Origin of the sequence: Roseivirga thermotolerans, from assembly GCF_014653175.1 — a bacterium.
GTDB lineage: Bacteria > Bacteroidota > Bacteroidia > Cytophagales > Cyclobacteriaceae > Roseivirga > Roseivirga thermotolerans.
In genome coordinates this window covers 1-16,187 of sequence record NZ_BNAG01000003.1, presented here as the reverse complement: position 1 = coordinate 16,187, position 16,187 = coordinate 1, and the positions used below count along the sequence as shown (strand labels likewise).

At 41.8% G+C, this 16,187-nt stretch carries 13 protein-coding genes; 2 read left to right on the top strand and 11 right to left on the bottom strand.

Annotated elements, in window-relative coordinates; translation table 11 throughout:
• The gene (gene egtB, locus IE164_RS09915) at positions 1–1,266 is read right to left on the bottom strand and encodes an ergothioneine biosynthesis protein EgtB (RefSeq protein ID WP_189630085.1); all 1,266 of its coding nucleotides are present in this window, start codon (positions 1,264–1,266) and stop codon (positions 1–3) included.
• A gap of 152 nt (positions 1,267–1,418) precedes the next feature.
• Positions 1,419–2,507 (bottom strand): ferredoxin--NADP reductase, encoded by a 1,089-nt coding sequence (locus IE164_RS09910; RefSeq protein WP_189630084.1) that lies wholly within the window; start codon positions 2,505–2,507, stop codon positions 1,419–1,421.
• A gap of 198 nt (positions 2,508–2,705) precedes the next feature.
• Here IE164_RS09910 and purB point away from each other — a divergent pair, with 198 nt between their 5' ends.
• Positions 2,706–4,049: an adenylosuccinate lyase gene (gene purB, locus IE164_RS09905; protein ID WP_189630083.1), complete on the top strand. Its 1,344-nt coding sequence runs from the start codon at positions 2,706–2,708 to the stop codon at positions 4,047–4,049.
• 56 nt (positions 4,050–4,105) lie between these two features.
• On the opposite strand, the gene IE164_RS09900 is transcribed toward purB, so the two are convergent.
• From IE164_RS09900 to IE164_RS09890, 3 genes are read right to left on the bottom strand one after another with little or no spacing between them, the layout of a single operon-like run.
• Entirely contained in the window at positions 4,106–5,632 is a 1,527-nt protein-coding gene (locus IE164_RS09900) for a TolC family protein (RefSeq protein WP_189630082.1), read from the bottom strand.
• A 13-nt stretch (positions 5,633–5,645) separates the two neighbouring features.
• Positions 5,646–7,025: an ABC transporter permease gene (locus tag IE164_RS09895; RefSeq protein ID WP_189630081.1), complete on the bottom strand. Its 1,380-nt coding sequence runs from the start codon at positions 7,023–7,025 to the stop codon at positions 5,646–5,648.
• Between the two features lie 20 nt (positions 7,026–7,045).
• Positions 7,046–8,524 (bottom strand): efflux RND transporter periplasmic adaptor subunit, encoded by a 1,479-nt coding sequence (locus IE164_RS09890; protein ID WP_189630080.1) that lies wholly within the window; start codon positions 8,522–8,524, stop codon positions 7,046–7,048.
• 336 nt (positions 8,525–8,860) lie between these two features.
• Here IE164_RS09890 and IE164_RS09885 point away from each other — a divergent pair, with 336 nt between their 5' ends.
• On the top strand, positions 8,861–9,628 hold the full coding sequence (locus tag IE164_RS09885) for a class I SAM-dependent methyltransferase (RefSeq protein ID WP_189630079.1): 768 nt from the start codon (positions 8,861–8,863) through the stop codon (positions 9,626–9,628).
• On the opposite strand, the gene IE164_RS09880 is transcribed toward IE164_RS09885, so the two are convergent.
• The 6 genes from IE164_RS09880 to IE164_RS09855 form a co-directional block, all read right to left on the bottom strand.
• Positions 9,607–10,587 (bottom strand): glycosyltransferase family 2 protein, encoded by a 981-nt coding sequence (locus IE164_RS09880; RefSeq protein ID WP_189630078.1) that lies wholly within the window; start codon positions 10,585–10,587, stop codon positions 9,607–9,609. The genes IE164_RS09885 and IE164_RS09880 overlap by 22 nt on opposite strands.
• On the bottom strand, positions 10,587–11,567 hold the full coding sequence (locus IE164_RS09875; RefSeq protein ID WP_229838625.1) for a glycosyltransferase family 2 protein: 981 nt from the start codon (positions 11,565–11,567) through the stop codon (positions 10,587–10,589). Before IE164_RS09875 ends, IE164_RS09880 begins: the two co-directional genes overlap by 1 nt.
• Positions 11,548–12,051, bottom strand: coding sequence for a DUF4199 domain-containing protein (locus tag IE164_RS09870; protein WP_189630077.1), 504 nt, complete (start codon positions 12,049–12,051; stop codon positions 11,548–11,550). Before IE164_RS09870 ends, IE164_RS09875 begins: the two co-directional genes overlap by 20 nt.
• A gap of 115 nt (positions 12,052–12,166) precedes the next feature.
• Entirely contained in the window at positions 12,167–12,709 is a 543-nt protein-coding gene (locus IE164_RS09865) for a DUF4199 domain-containing protein (protein WP_189630076.1), read from the bottom strand.
• Positions 12,706–13,965, bottom strand: coding sequence for a dihydroorotase (locus IE164_RS09860; RefSeq protein WP_189630075.1), 1,260 nt, complete (start codon positions 13,963–13,965; stop codon positions 12,706–12,708). The genes IE164_RS09865 and IE164_RS09860 overlap by 4 nt, the downstream gene beginning before the upstream one ends.
• Position 13,966: 1 nt before the next feature.
• On the bottom strand, positions 13,967–15,949 hold the full coding sequence (locus IE164_RS09855; RefSeq protein WP_189630074.1) for a BatA domain-containing protein: 1,983 nt from the start codon (positions 15,947–15,949) through the stop codon (positions 13,967–13,969).
• Positions 15,950–16,187 lie beyond the last annotated feature (238 nt).

Below are 16,187 nucleotides of genomic sequence, written 5' to 3'. Positions count from 1 at the left end.
TTATATGTGTTGTGCTAGTCTAAAGCCTGTGAAGTGCCAACGTAAATTGGGGTGAAAGAAGTTTCGGTATGATGGCCTAATGTGGTTCTTCATAGTGGCAAAAGAACCTCCTCTCAACACCATTTGATTGACCATAAACTTGCCATTATACTCTCCCAGGGCTCCTTCTACCTTTTTGTAGTATGGATAAGGCAAATATGACGAATTGGTCCATTCCCAGACATCTCCATAAAATTGAGGATTATTCCCTTTTCGAGGCATAGTTCTAAAGTTGCGGCAATCCATAAGGTTGGCCTCTTCCGGAATTTGGGGGGAATACATTCTGCAAGCCACTTCCCACTCCTGCTCAGTTGGCAATCGCATGCCTTTCCACTTGGCAAATGCATCAGCTTCATAGAAACTTATGTGAGTAACGGGTTCTTCAGGGTTTACCCGCTCTTTGCCAGAAAGAGTAAAGTGATACCACTCCTTGCCTTCCTTCATCCAGTAAAAGGGCGCACGTATATTTTCCTTTTTCACCCATTCGTGCCCCTCCATGAGCCAAAGATTGAAGTCCTGATAAGCCCCCGCATTTATGAATTCCATAAACTCTCCGTTGGTTATGAGCCTGTCTTGTATTTCATAGGCATGAAGAAAGACCTGATGCTCGCCCTCTTCGTTGTCGAAATGGAACTGCTGGCCTGCATAACCCATTTTATAAACCCCTTCCTCCACGGTGAGCCATTTGCTACTCAAATTAGGCTGATAGCGGGGCTTTACTTTTTCCTTGTATACAGGAAATAGCGGATTTATGCCCAATATGTGCTTAATGTCATACACCAGAAGTTCCTGATGCTGTTGTTCGTGGTTAAGCCCTATTTCAAAAATATGTGTTTGTTCTGGCGTAAGTGGTTCCTGAAGAAGCTTTTCCATGTGCTCGTCCACATAGGCTCTGTAGGCTTTAATTTCGTTGACAGCAGGTCTCGATAGTGCTCCTCGCTCAGACCTAATCCAACGCTCTCCCTCGTTTTCATAATAGCTATTGAAAAGGAATGGGTAGTCTTTATTGAATAGTTTATAGCCAGGCAGGAACTTATTGAGTAGAAACACCTCGAAAAACCAGGTAGTATGAGCCAGATGCCACTTAGGCGGACTTACATCGACTACAGGCTGAACCACAAAATCTTCCGGCTGCAATGGTTCGCAAATTTCTAAGCTTAAGTCGCGAACCTCCTTAAATTGTTTCGCTAGAGTTTGAGGCGTAGGGGGAGTTAATACCGTATCCATATTCAGAGTTACTGAATATTGAACAGAAAGGCAACGACTAAGGTTTTCCACTTGGCCGGCCGGAGGACAAAAAAAACCGATTGAAGCAAAGAAATGTACTACTCCAATCGGTTTTTTCTAACAGAAGCTCATGGGCAAGTTATAGCATACTTCTACCCAATTTCAATGACTACACCGTCTGTAAGCGGATGACTCACACATGGCAGCACGTAGCCTTCGTCCAACTCGGCCTGAGAAAGCCCTTCGTCCTCATCCATCTTCACTTTACCAGACAGACACTTTCCTCTACAGGCAGTACAAAGTCCACTTTGACAAGAAAATGGCAGATCTATATCTTCATCTAGCCCTTTTTCTAGAATTGTTTCGTTGGGCTGAACAGTGTACTTATACTCCTCTCCATCGTAAATAATGGTTACCTCTCTGGCTATTACTTCATCGGAAGAGCTTTCTGTGGCTTCACTTTTACTATCGGATGTAAAACTTTCTTTCCTTATCAAATCTTGCGGAACCCCAAGGTTGCTCAGTGCCGATACGGCTATATCCATCATGGGTGTTGGCCCGCAAATAAAGTACTCTGCACTCTCATCTTTGAGTTCATTTTTTACCTGCTCTATGATAGGCTCACTCAGGTAACCTTCATGTTGTCCATAGCCTGAACCATTATTTTCAAGTACATGTACAACCTCAAACTGATCTTCTTTGGCCAGCTCTTCAATTTCTTTCTTAAAGATTATGTTCTCTTCATCCCTATTGGCATAAAGTAGTGTAACCCTTGAAGCTGGCTCCTGGCTGAGAGTAGACTTAGCCAAAGACATGAGCGGAGTAATTCCACTACCACCGCCTATGAGTACGATATTACGCTGGTTGGTGGAAGAAAAATCTGTGGTGAAATTACCTAGTGGCTTCATCACTTTAAGGGTATCTCCCGCTTTGACTTTCTCATTGAGATAATTCGATACCTTACCCCCTTCTACCCTTTTTACCGCCACTGCGGGATATTCATCTACAAATGGAGACGAACAAACCGAATATGCCCTTCGCTCTTCCTTACCATCTACCTCTACAATAATGGTAAAGAACTGTCCTGCTTTATATTCAATAGGTCCGCCAGCCGGATGCTCAAAGTGAATAGAGACAGCCTCTTTGGTTTCTCTAACCACTTCTTTTACCGTTAACTGTATAATACCGGTGTCTTGCTTTTCTACTTTCTCTTTTGTCTTCTTAAATAAGCCAAATGCCATATCGTTAATTTATTTCCGCTTATAGGATGCTTAGTTTACTAAAAAACCCAAAGTAAGCGTAAGGGTTTAATTTTCTGGGCAAAAGTACTGACTAATAAACTAGAAATGAAGCAAATCGATGACATTGCCCTTCAATTTTGAGGCCTCAGTGATGGGATTTCGTATCTTTGCGCTTTCCTAAAAAAACCATAGTCTTTCATGGAATTAAGTAGCCTAACGGCCATAGCACCAGTTGACGGTAGATACCGAAGAGTGACCAGCGAGTTTGCCAACTATTATTCGGAGTATGCGCTCATTAAATACAGAGTGGAGGTTGAAGTTGAGTACTTTATTGCGCTCTGCGAAATACCTCTTCCTCAGCTAAGTTCAGTAGATGAGTCTGTTTTTGAAAACCTCAGAGATATTTACCGATCGTTTAGTTTGGAGGATGCGGGTAGAATAAAAGAAATTGAGAAAACGACCAACCATGACGTAAAAGCGGTTGAGTACTTTCTGAAAGAAGAGTTCGACAAATTAGGGCTGAACGATGTGAAAGAGTTCATTCACTTTGGACTTACCTCTCAAGACATTAACAACACCTCCATTCCACTTTCTTTGAAAAGAGGGCTACATGAAGTACTTGAACCAGCCATTGTGGAGGTAAACGAGCTTATTAAACAAATGGCCGACCAATGGAAGCATGTATCCATGTTGGCCAAAACTCATGGGCAGCCGGCATCACCCACACGCTTGGGCAAAGAAATGGCGGTATTCTCCACTCGAGTAGATGAGCAGCTGGTGTATTTGGGAGATATTCCTTTTGCAGCTAAGTTTGGCGGGGCTACAGGCAACTTCAATGCACACCATGTGGCTTATCCGCAAACTGACTGGATTGCATTTGGCGACCATTTTGTGAAGGAATACCTGGGGTTGCAAAGAAGCCATCCCACCACTCAAATTGAACATTACGACCACCTGGCTGCACTCTTTGATGCCCTGAAGCGAATCAACACAATCCTGATAGACTTTTCGAGGGATGTGTGGCAATACGTTTCAATGAACTACTTTAAGCAGAAAATAAAAGCAGGGGAGGTGGGGTCTTCGGCCATGCCTCATAAGGTAAACCCGATTGACTTTGAGAATGCGGAAGGTAATTTTGGTATTGCCAATGCCTTGTTCGAGCATCTTTCGGCCAAGTTGCCTATATCAAGACTGCAAAGAGACCTGACGGACTCAACGGTACTAAGGAATATTGGTGTGCCTTTAGGACATATGCTCATAGGGCTTAAATCGCTGGTAAAAGGAATTAATAAACTAGAACTGAATCAGGCTGCTATTGATGCCGATTTAGAAGAAAATTGGGCCGTTGTAGCTGAGGCCATTCAGACCATTCTTAGAAGAGAGGGCTACCCCAAACCATACGAGGCACTGAAAGGCCTTACACGAACTAACTCTAAGATTACTGAAGTAACAATCAAAGAGTTTATAGGAACGCTGGAGGTTAATGAGGCAGTTAAGCAAGAGCTCCTGTCTATAAGCCCATTTAACTACACGGGCCTTTAAAATAAGAAACCCCGGAGCAATTGCTCCGGGGTTCAAAAACCTAGTACACGATTTTTTTAGTCTCTTGATATTTCAATCACAGAATCCGTTTTAGGATCATACTCCAAAAGTGGGTTATAGAGTATCTCCCTGTTTCTGAAATCATATAGGGTAAGTGATCTCAATTCATAATAGGCTACCCAATATTGCTGAAGGGCACTAATGTAATTTCTTACGGCAGCGTCTTTAGTTTCACGAGCATTGTTGAGTTCCAGAATGCCTACTTTACCGGCCAAGTAACGACCATTAGTAATTTCAAATCCTTTAAGAGCTATTTCTTGCCTTTTTTCTGCAATATCGATTTGACTTCTAATTTGGTCAAAGTTTCTTACCGCGTTGGCAATCTCCTGCTCAAAGTTAATCTCATTTTGCTCTACGGTAAACTCAGTATTTGCCTGTCTGGCTCGAGCCTGATTCATTCTAGCCTTATTTCTACCTCCATCTAAAATAGGCAGCGAGAACGTTAAAGAAACCCTTGAACCGGTAGCCACATTGGCACCATCATAAACACCACTCAATGAATTTACCTGGGCACTGTTATAACCAAACTGCGCTATTAAATCGGCTGAAAAGCGTCTGGCTCTGGCATCGGCCACCTGCCGCTCGGCCTCCAGTCTTTGCAATTGAAACTCAATCCATTCAGCCCTATTGTCTTTGGCATATTGCAGTGCCTCTTCATAATCGATGCTAAACTCCGGAACATCTGAGGGAGGAACCAGCTCTAGTCTTACATCATCTCTTAATCCTATAAAGTTTCTTAACTCCAAGGAAAAAGATTGAACATCCAGCCTTGCCTGCTGAGCTTCAGCCTGAGCAGTCAACAGGTTCAATTCTGTTTGAAGCAGTTGGTCTTCCGTAGATGTACCAATGTTATATCTACCTTGTTCAATTCTATAAATAGTGTCGTTCGATTGCTCATTCTGAATGGCAATTTCCAGGTTTTTCTGCTCAACCAGCAATCTAAAAAAGAATTGTGCAGCAATTCTCGAAGTCTCTTCCATGTCCTGCACATAGCTTTTCTTGGATTGTTCGTACTCTAAAGGCTGAGTCAACCTGTCCCACTTGAATGGGTTTACATTAAAGAGCGGTTGTCTGATGGTCAGGCCCACTGGGTCACCTTGATACAGTGTTTTCGGGTCATTGGGGCCCAATAGTGCATAATTATCAAACCTAGCTAAATTGGTTTCGAACGAGACCGTGGTATTGGTCCAGGGTAATACCTGCTGTAAACCCAACGACAGATCGGAAGTATTCTGGTTAACCGTTCTGTATTGCACCGAACCATCCTCTTGAACAATAGGTGTGGCTCTATTTACATAGTTGGGCAAGTTTCCTGTAAGTAGCAGCTGTGGCCTAAGCTGAGACTTATAAACCTGATAACTCCAGTACCCTAAAGTTCTAGATGTCTCTGCTTGTTTGGCATTTCTTGAGTTTTCCCTTGCCAAACGAATCGTTTCCTCAAGGGTTAGTACTTTTACCTCTTGAGATAATGCTATTCCCGTCAGGCAAAAAAATGATAGAAGTAAATAAATGACCTTTTTCATAGTGTTAATGTGGTTATTCGTGTCTTAACGAAGTAATAGGATCTTGACTTGCAGCTCTGCGCGCAGGAGTAATTCCGAAGATTAGACCAACTGTTGCTGCTACACCGAATGAAATCACAATTGAAGTAAAACTTATAGCGGTAGGGAAATCGGCCAAATTAGATACAGCATAGGCCAAACCTATTCCGAGAATAACGCCAACAATACCACCAGTAATAGAAATCATAACGGCTTCGAACAAGAACTGCATAACAATGTCTGAAGACTTTGCACCAATGGCAAGCCTTAGCCCAATCTCTTTTATACGTTCCATTACAGAAGCTAACATAATATTCATAATACCGATACCACCAACTAGCAATGATATAGCTGCAATAGCCGCCAATACAATATTGAATATATTTTGAGTTCGCTGTTGTTGCTTAAGTAGTAATTCCGGAATAGTGATTTCAAAGTCTACCACACCATAGTGCCTACGCTCTAACATACGCGCCAGAACATCGGCTGTAGGGTTGAGTTTAGCAGACTCTTCTACCTGCACTACCAAACGGTCAATCTGATGATAATTCTTTGGTTTGTCATTAGACGAATCGTTTCCCCCACCTGAAATAGAAATCATACCTCGGAAGCCGCCAAAAATTTGAATGCTTGATCCAAAGCTTTTCTTTAAACCGGAGCCGGTTACCAAGTCGCGGTTGATGTAACGAATGAGCACCGTTTGAATAGGTGTATAAACATCCATGTTATAATCTCGAATTCCGAGGTTGTTAATGGCCTTTTCAGAAATAAAACGCTCCTTGAGTACACCAATCACTTTTAACCATTGGTTCCCCACTTTGATTTGCTGTCCGATGGGGTTTTCGCGAGGAAAAAACTTGGAAGCAATGCCTTTTCCAATAATGCAAACAGGCATTCCGAGCCTAAGCTGTTTCTCGTTGAACATTTCGCCATCGAGCAACTCAAAATTGGCCACCTCAAAATAAGCAGGTTCAACACCTACCAACTTAGAGCTTCTTCTGATCCCGTTTTTAATAATATAAGTCTCTAAAAGAATCTCAGGGCTGAGTTTCTTAACACCGGGAATGGTATTTTCAATGCTCTCTACATCGAGTAATTTAAGTCCGGGAGAAAACTTCTTTTTGTCTTCATCGTCCGACTCGCCCAACTTTTGTTCTACCTGCTCTATGTTGGGTTGTACAATAATATTATTGACTCCCACCAATTCGATCTGCTCCAGGATTTCGTTCTGCGCACCATTTCCAATCGCTAGCATGGCAATAACTGCTGCTACCCCGAAAATGATACCCAACGCTGTCAGAAGCGATCGCACCTGATTGGCCAACACTGCTTCTAAGGCAATGTAGAAATTGGAAAGTAAACTCTTTTTATTCATGCGATTTAGAGTTTTGGGGCTTATCGGTTAGGCTGTCCTGATCGGGCGGCACCTTCTCTACCTGAAGAACCGCCTTGAGGGCGCTGACCACCTCTCATCATGTTTTGCAGTTGAGATGGGTCTGTTATTCCCCGGTCTTTCAATCGTTGAATCATTTCGGGAGACATTGGCTCTCCATTAGGCAACACCCATTTAGAGGCATCGTCCAAAGAGTTTTCAGGATCTGTAGTCTCGTATTTCTGATTTCTCTTGCCATTCAACTCAGGCAATAACTTAGGTTCTTTACCCTCAATGTTGTCAGGACGACTTAGGTATAATACCTCGCCCGGCTCAACACCCTTCTCAATAACAGCTTCGTTGCTATTGGTTAGCCCCACTAGCACTTCTTGCAAGGTGCCATTCTTTTTGATCACGTAGTTAATGGAGTCATTGTAGGTATTAAGACATTCCAATGGTACGTATACCACATCTGTGAGCTTCTGAGTGATAATAACATTGCTGGTTGTCATGGCTGGTCTGAGGTCGCTGTCTCTTTCGTTTACCCTTACCACAACTTCAAATACCTTGGCGTCAGAGTTAGGATTTTGTTGTCCAACTCGGGCAACTCTGATTACACGTCCGGTTAATTTCTTTTCAGGAAAAGCGTCCAAACCAATTTGAACTTCTTGTCCCACTTTTACTTTTCTGATATCTACCTCGTTGATGTATGTTGTAGAAATCATGCTGGAAAGGTCGGGCAACTCGGCTACTTCTGGGTTCCAAACATTTATTTGTGAGCCCTCAACAATTCGTTCGCTTCCCATTTTGGTATAGATAACCATTCCGGCCTGAGGAGCCAGTATTCGGAAATCTTCCAATACCTTTTGCATATTATCATAGCGCGACTGACGTCTTCTCAAATCGGCCGTCTCTTCAATCATCTTTGCTTTGGCCTGCTGAATTTTGAGTTGATATTCTTCCAGCGCCCGGTCTTTATCGCGCTTAAGCTTTTCTAACTCATTCTCATATTTCTTGATGGTGGCCGGTGGTTCATACTGCGATTGCTCAAGTTGCAATTGCTTCTCTTCAATCTGATAGTCCAGATTAATAAGTTTATCGCGCTCACTTCTAAGAGTTAGTGCAGTATCGATTTTGGCGTTATCGAACTCGGCAATTTGAGCATCCAGCTGTTCTTTCTCTTGCTGGATTTTATCATATAGCTCACTAGGGTCTAATTGGGCCACAAAGTCGCCTTCTTGAACCTGGGTGCCTTCTTCTACTAATCGCTGAACTGTAATTTGGCGAATACCATACTCTCTGGCATTTATTGGTCCCATGATTTTGGTCGACCTTTCAGCGGATAATTCACCGGTTGTCGTAACCTCTACAGTAAAGGAGCCTTTTTCTGCTGTTGCGAACAGCGCAGGACCTTCTTCTGCCGAAGAGGGATTGAACACTGTGGCAGCAACAATAATGGCTGTTACTACAACTAAGGCGAAAATGGTGAGTTTCTTTTTCATGACTCTTTTGTCTCTACTTAAAATATGTTGGCGAAATTATGTTTATTCTTGCTGGATTTTCATCCACCTAAAAAACTTTAGCACCTCTAAAATAATTAGAAAGTGCGCCTTTTACAGCTTTTAACAAGCTATGGTGTAAACTGCCTCCTTTTTTATTTGTTCAACACCACAGATTGCCAAAGGCTCATATTTTTAGATGTTTTAAAGGGTTTAATGGTTTAATAAAAATTTACCCATTTATAGGAGCGGTAAATAAGCCTCATTATTTGAAGCATCAATGTTTGGATGGACTTAGGCCAAAAAGTATTGATTTCTATCTTTGACGAAACTTAGACCATGAAGAAGCTCATAAGTTTAACCCTAAGGTTTGTACCACGCAGGTATCTGCAATACTTCAGCCATTATATTCTCCGATTTGTGAGTCTCTTTATGCGCGGCAATAATGTGGAGTGCCCTATTTGCGAAATAAAATACCGAAAGTTTCTTCCTTATGGCCGGCTAAACCCAAGACCCAATGCCTTGTGCCCGGACTCTCTTTCGCTGGAACGGCACAGACTCATGTGGCTCTATCTTAAAGAAAGAACCAGTTTTTTTAACGCTCCTCATAAGTTGCTTCATATAGCTCCGGAGCTTTGCTTTATAGATCGCTTTAAATCAATGGAGAACCTGGAATACACCACTGCCGACCTGGAATCTCCACTGGCCGATGTAAAGATGGACGTTCATGATATTCCCTTTGAAGACAATACCTTCGATGTGGTTTTTTGTAATCATGTAATGGAACACGTAGAAGATGACATCAAGGCCATGTCTGAGATTCATCGTGTATTAAAAAAGGGAGGCTGGGCCATCATTCAATCTCCACAAGATTATAGCCGCTCTACAACGCTCGAAGATCCCAACATTACCGACCCCAAAGAACGTGAAAAGGTATATTGGCAGGCCGACCACGTAAGACTCTATGGCCTTGACTACGGCCAACGCCTCCAAAAGGCAGGGTTTACGGTAAAAGAAGATCGTTTTGTAATGGAACTGCCAAATGAAATGGTAAGGCGCTATGCGCTCCCAGCTAATGAGATTATTTATTTCTGTGCAAAAAACTGATTTCCTCTAGGCCTTATCACTTCTGCAACTATCCCCATTCCATAAGCATATAGCTGAATGAATGAGGTAACAATACTAAGCACCCCCACTCTAAGACTTTTGTTCTTTACAACACTATGTAAGAATATGGCCAGATAGTAAAACATCAGAACAAATGCCCCAAGTTTAAACAGGCTCTGTGAGTAGAACAGCGTGGAGAACCATCCATAAATTATAAGCACAAAAAAGAGTGGCAACAGGTGAATTAACTTCATTTCTCCGGGCCAAAAGCGGTTTACATTGACTCTGGCTCTTCCAAAAAAATGTAACTGCTTGTAAAATTGGCTTAGGCTTGTTCTTCTTTTATGATATACATAGGCCTCTGGAATAAGTGACGCCTTAAAGCCTGACTGGAGTATTCTTATACTAAACTCAATATCTTCGCCCATCCGGGTTATTTTATAGCCACCCGTGGTATCGTAAACCTTACGGGAAATACCCATGTTGAAACTGCGAGGATGAAATGTTCCTACATGTTTCTTATTCCCTCGAATTCCTCCTGTAGTTAGAACGGAGGTCATGGAATAGCTAATTGCTTTCTGTAAACTACTGAACGAGGTGTGGGTTTTATCCGGTCCTCCAAAAGCATCTGCCGGCTGTTTTTCTAAAAAGCGATTAACCGCATCAAAATAGTGTGGTGGCACAATGCAGTCAGAGTCAAAAACAATAAGGTAATCGCCCACAGCCTTATCAAAACCAAAGTTTCGACTAAAGCCTTGCCCGCTGTTCTCTTTAAAATAATACCGTACCCTGAGCGTATCCGAAAAAGAGTCCGCCACGGATTTACAAGTCTTAGTTGAACCGTCTTCTACAAGGATTACTTCAAAGTTCTTATAGGTTTGTTGAACGAGCGAGTCTAAAAGCTCTTTAACCTCATCCGGACGGTTATATACCGGAACGATCACAGAATAATAGTGCATTACTCAACCCCTATGGTTTGGTCTATGATGTAGTCGTTTTTACGATGGTTGTTCATAACCATCATTTCTCCAATAAACCCGGCCAAAAAAAGCTGTACACCAATTATAATGGCCGCCAGCGATAAAAAGAACAACGGTTGTTCAACTACATCTCTGTAGTCTGTTGTATGGATAATATAAATTGCCCTAAGCTTCTCCCATATAATCCATAGCACCATGAAAAAACCGGCTAGAAAAGACAATGTACCAAGGGTACCAAAGAAATGCATTGGGCGTTTCTTATACTTGCTTACAAATGAAATGGAGAGCAAATCGAGAAACCCGTAAATAAACCTTTCCAAACCAAACTTGGTCTTTCCATATTTACGCGCTCTGTGCACTACTTCTTTCTCGGTTATCTTTTCAAAGCCATTACGCTTGGCTATTACCGGAATATAGCGGTGCATTTCTCCGTATATCTCCAGTGTTTTGACCAATCGATAATCATAGGCCTTAAGCCCACAGTTAAAATCGTGAAGACGAATACCTGAGAGTATGCGAGTAACCCAGTTGAAAAACTTAGATGGCACTGTTTTGCTGATGGGGTCATGACGCTTCCTTTTCCAGCCCGACACCAAATGATTCCCATCCTTAATCATACGATAAAGTTCTGGAATCTCGTCCGGACTATCTTGCAAATCGGCATCCATGGTAATTACAACCTCGCCCGAAACAAATCTAAACCCCGTATTTAAGGCGGCCGATTTACCATAGTTTCGGTTAAATCGAATGCCCTTGATAGGGTATGTACCTTTCAACTCTTCAATCACCTTCCACGACCCATCACGACTACCATCATCGACCAAAATCACCTCATAAGAAAAGCCATGTGAGTCCATCACACGGCTTATCCATTGAATCAATTCGGGAATTGACTCCTCTTCATTAAAGAGTGGTATAACTATCGAAATATCTATCAAGCTAGAATTCTTCGGCTTCATTCTTTGTAACTGCAGCAACAATTGCCCCAAAGATTAGGCCTGCAAAGATAGCCGAAATTATGCTGGCTATTACCAAAAACTCAGCCGTATTAAAGAACTCAACCCAATCGGGCACCGGTTGATTTGGATCAGGAGCTGGACCAAACGACTGATTAGCTCTCTGTTCTTTCAAGAAATCCATATAATCCGGGTCGATCATTACATATACATACTGAAGCACGGATCTCACAATTCCACCAATAAAAGTAACCCACATGGAAACAGAAAATCCTTGCCCAAAAGACATGAATCCTCCATTTTCGGCCTTAAAGTTCTTACAGGCCAATACCAATGCTGTAATTACAACACCCCAGCTAATTGGTATACCGGCAAAGCCTAAATCTAACCGGGCTGCCGCACTACCAATAAAAATCATAGCGCTAATTAGCCCAAATATGAGACCGTATTTACGACCAACAGCACCTGTTGTTATTTGCTCTTCCATAATTTTTGATTATAAGGTTGATATCTAGAAAAATACTTATTTATCTCAAGTTTACCTACAAATGATAAAACTGCATAGGTTTTTACTTGAGCGACAGATAAACCGGATTAGCGAATTATTTCGGCCGTTGGGTTCTAAGTACAATTGAAAAAATAGGTGTTAAAAATAAACCAATGATCACCTTTTTAACGAAGGCATCGAAAATCAGCGAACCTTTGGTTATCTCCTTAATGCCATCTAATTGTTGTTGATAAAACTGCTCCGGGTTTTCCTTTACACGACTCATTATTAGTTCTTTCATTCCTTCAATCTCCTCCAACTGCACAGATTTGTAAAGTTCAAAGTAGCCGGGCTCTATCCACAACACAAACAGCATAATAAACAGGGAATAAATAATCCCTATAAACACATAACTTAAAAAACCAATGGACATGCCATGATAAAACCGAAGCTCTCCTCGATTGTAACGAACCTTGAACTCGCGTATAGGAAGCACACAGAAAAAACCAACAATTACTATATCCAATAAGAACGAAACAAGGTTTCTCCAGGGCTGTTGGTCCAAGTAATAGAAGACTACGAAAGACAATACCGCCAACAAGCCTCCGGCAATACCGTAGCGAATACCAAGCTTGGGAATAATGGGCCTTACTTTCATATGTCGTTCAAAACAAGTTGACCATTATTGATAATCCCGAGCACTTTGCCTTTGATAGTCTGGCCAAATAAAGGTGAAGCAACCGATTTTGACTTATTTGTATGGTCATTCATTGTCCATTCGTCATTGTTGAAAAGAGTAAGACAGGCACTCTCCCCTTCTTTGATCTGGGGCACTCTCAGTTGTAGTAACTTTCTAGGCTTTGACGTAAAGAGTTCTATGGAGTCAAATAAAGAATCTCCCAAAGCCTCACTTACAACCCCAAAAAAGGTTTGTTGATTGCTCGATCCGAAATCGGCCAAGTCAAACTCCAGTTTTTTACTCTCCTCATCATGAGGAATGTGGTCAGACACCAAACAGTCTACCGTTCCATCCAATATTCCGTCTAACAAGGCCATACGGTCTGTTTCTGTCCTGTATGGAGGGCTCACTTTAAGAGAGGTGTCATAGTCTTGCAAGTCTTCATCCGTAAACTTCAGGTAGTTTACCCCTACATCACAAGTCACGTTCAACCCTTTTTTCTTAGCCACTCTAATCAACTCCAGGCCTTCACCCGAAGAAACCAAACTAATGTGTAGTCTCCCCCCTGTATACTCCAACAGATTCAAATCTCTTTGAATCATAAGCGTTTCAGCAAGAACAGGTATACCTTTAAGGCCCATCAATGTGCTCACTTTACCTTCATTCATATGTCCAAAGGAAGAAAGCATTTCATCTTCTGCTTTGTTAATCAGCAAACCGTTAAACTTCTGAAGATATTGTAAGCCTTTGAGCATGATGTCCGAATGCCATACAGGACGCAACCCATCACTAAAAGCTTGGGCTCCTGCAGTGTGCAAATCGATCATTTCAGTCAATTCCTTGCCTTCACAACCCAATGTAAGAGCGGCCATTGGGTGCAGTTGCACAGCCGAACTCTTATTCCACTTATGATAATATGAAACAGCATTTTTTGAGCTAATCACAGGTGAGGTATTTGGCAAAAGAAGCACGTCAGTAAAGCCTCCTGAAGCTGATACCGCAGCTCCTGATTCCAGGTCTTCTTTGTGTTCATTTCCCGGATCTTGATAGTGCGCTCGCATGTCCATCCAGCCAATAGAAACACAAAGACCATCAGCTTCAATAATTTGGCCTTCATACTCAATATTATCGGCAATTGTTTTAATGATGCCATTGCTAATGAGAAGGTCTTTATGCTGAAGGTGAAAAGAAGAAGATTTGTCGATTATTTGAGCGGAACGGATTAGAAACTCCATGCTACAAATATCGGATTAAAATTATTTCTGCAAAAAGAAAAAACAGTGCGGCAATTAAGAGTTGAGCCCATAAAGACTTGCCCACCACTCCAGCCTCTAAAAAGCGTGAGGCTGAGTTCTCCTCATTGAGGTCGATTACCGTTATATGGTCGTAACGATTTAGTTCAGTCAAAACTTGTCTGTCAATTGGAGAGATATTCGATTCCGATTTAGGCACATTAAAGGCTATGGTACCATAAGATTCCCCTTCAACCGTAATCGAATAGTGCCCCGACCGAACAACACCTTTCGGAATCTCAAAAATAATTTGTCCACCAAGCATCCTCTGGTCAGGAGTAATTGCACCATCTTGCCCCTCAAAAGTCACCACCTTGCCAATAAGCTCATCCTGGTTTGGATAAAAGATGGTCTCCTGGTCGGAATAATAGTAAACCTTCGACAGGCTGGCCTGGCTACCAAGTGCCAGCTTATACATCACCGGTACAAAAAGAGCATGGTTAGTATAAGAGGTATAACTTTCGTTAAAAGGAGAAGTATAGAAAAACAAATTGCCCGTTCGGCTCACCTTGGCCAAAAAGCTTCTTCCGTTCTTAAACGTTAGATAGTCCAGCTCGCTATTAAGTAACCGCCATGACACAGAAGCTTCTGGCATCTCAATACGCTCATCGGGCTCCTCGAACACTCCATCAAATATCGGGTTCTCAAAATCCGGCTGATTCAGTTCAACTCTTTCGGCAATATCTGAAACAACTTGTATTCCTAAGCGTGAAAGATCACTAGACCTGGTATTCCTATCAGGCACAACTATTACGCTGCCCCCTTCATTCAATCGATTTTCTAGAGCGTTCACCAACTGATTTGAAAATTCAGTCAGCTGATTAACAACAATTAGGTTAGCAGAAGATAAAACTTCGTTATCCAGAAAGCGTGAGTCCATTCTAACAAAGTCAAACATTTCGTTCTCGCTATAAAGTGCCTGTATAAACGAAGGAGAAGATGAGTCAAAAATCTCAATTACTTTGATCTTATCTAGAGCATTAATCGATAGATAAAAAGAATTATCGAAGAGTAGACCTGAATCATCAATCTCTACCAGAACACGCTCAAGACCTGCCGTTCCTTGTGGAATCTGAAACTCATGATCTTGAATTAACTGATTACCAAAATCTATTTCGGCAGTCCCAAAAAGCTGTCCATCAATATTTAGCTTCAGGTTAACTACCTGCTCATCCCTGTAGTTTCTTCTAACCTTAAGTTTTAACAAATTAGAAAAAGAACCTGAAAGAAAGGTGTTCTCCAAATAAGCGGTATCTATATATACATTAGAGACTTCTTCAGGTATTATGGGCACTATATAATAGTTATTACTTGTGTCCATACGGATAGCTTCAAAATCAAACTTATTCTGAAAATCAGAAAAGAGATAAATATCCCCTCTTAACCCTGCTGCACTAATTCGTGTCCCAACTTCTGACAAGGTTCTATCGGCTTCAATCTGCTCCAACTCAGTCAGCTGTTCAGAAACAGACTCCTTGGAATATTCTAGACCCAGAGAGTTTCCATAGCCATTTTCCAGGAGATGAAAGGAGGTGCCATCCGGATAGGCCAAAATAACATCCGATGCCTCCCTAACCAGCCGGTTAAAGTCATATTCACTATCCGTACCGGACAGGCTCAAAGAATTATCTAAGTATAGTATAACCCTCTCTTGAAGGGCCAAATCATCATCTCCATCCTTCAGTGTTGGCCTGGCAAAGGCAAGCACTAATAGTGAAACAGCTAATATTCTACACACCAATATCAGCAACTCTACCGGCTTTCTCTTAGCCGAACTCTCCTCCTTCACTTTCTTTAAAAAGGAAACATTTGGAAAGTACTGTCTCTTCGTTCTCCTAAGATTAAAAAGGTGAATTATGACAGGTATCAATATGGCAAACAACCCAAACAACACATTTGGAGCCAAAAATATAAGCTGAGCATTCATATGCTACTTTTCTATTACTAGTAGTGAACGCAAACTAGCGAAATAATTTATGCTTACTACACTAGTCTTTTAAGTAGCCTGACAAGAAGTATAAGCGGGTTTATATAGTGTGAGTGGGATATGGAGTTGAGATAGGGTATGTTTAAAAAATAAGGGCATAAAAAAAGGGACCCTTTGATAAGGATCCCTATAATAAGATCGGCAGCGACCTACTCTCCCACCTGTAAGGGCAGTACCA

Excerpts from the sequence above, each read along its gene's own strand:
- egtB (WP_189630085.1), bottom strand. The coding sequence starts at position 1,266 with ATGGATACGGTATTAACTCCCCCTACGCCTCAAACTCTAGCGAAACAA.
- IE164_RS09910 (WP_189630084.1), bottom strand. The coding sequence starts at position 2,507 with ATGGCATTTGGCTTATTTAAGAAGACAAAAGAGAAAGTAGAAAAGCAA.
- purB (WP_189630083.1), top strand. The coding sequence starts at position 2,706 with ATGGAATTAAGTAGCCTAACGGCCATAGCACCAGTTGACGGTAGATAC.
- IE164_RS09900 (WP_189630082.1), bottom strand. The coding sequence starts at position 5,632 with ATGAAAAAGGTCATTTATTTACTTCTATCATTTTTTTGCCTGACGGGA.
- IE164_RS09895 (WP_189630081.1), bottom strand. The coding sequence starts at position 7,025 with ATGAATAAAAAGAGTTTACTTTCCAATTTCTACATTGCCTTAGAAGCA.
- IE164_RS09890 (WP_189630080.1), bottom strand. The coding sequence starts at position 8,524 with ATGAAAAAGAAACTCACCATTTTCGCCTTAGTTGTAGTAACAGCCATT.
- IE164_RS09885 (WP_189630079.1), top strand. The coding sequence starts at position 8,861 with ATGAAGAAGCTCATAAGTTTAACCCTAAGGTTTGTACCACGCAGGTAT.
- IE164_RS09880 (WP_189630078.1), bottom strand. The coding sequence starts at position 10,587 with ATGCACTATTATTCTGTGATCGTTCCGGTATATAACCGTCCGGATGAG.
- IE164_RS09875 (WP_229838625.1), bottom strand. The coding sequence starts at position 11,567 with ATGAAGCCGAAGAATTCTAGCTTGATAGATATTTCGATAGTTATACCA.
- IE164_RS09870 (WP_189630077.1), bottom strand. The coding sequence starts at position 12,051 with ATGGAAGAGCAAATAACAACAGGTGCTGTTGGTCGTAAATACGGTCTC.
- IE164_RS09865 (WP_189630076.1), bottom strand. The coding sequence starts at position 12,709 with ATGAAAGTAAGGCCCATTATTCCCAAGCTTGGTATTCGCTACGGTATT.
- IE164_RS09860 (WP_189630075.1), bottom strand. The coding sequence starts at position 13,965 with ATGGAGTTTCTAATCCGTTCCGCTCAAATAATCGACAAATCTTCTTCT.
- IE164_RS09855 (WP_189630074.1), bottom strand. The coding sequence starts at position 15,949 with ATGAATGCTCAGCTTATATTTTTGGCTCCAAATGTGTTGTTTGGGTTG.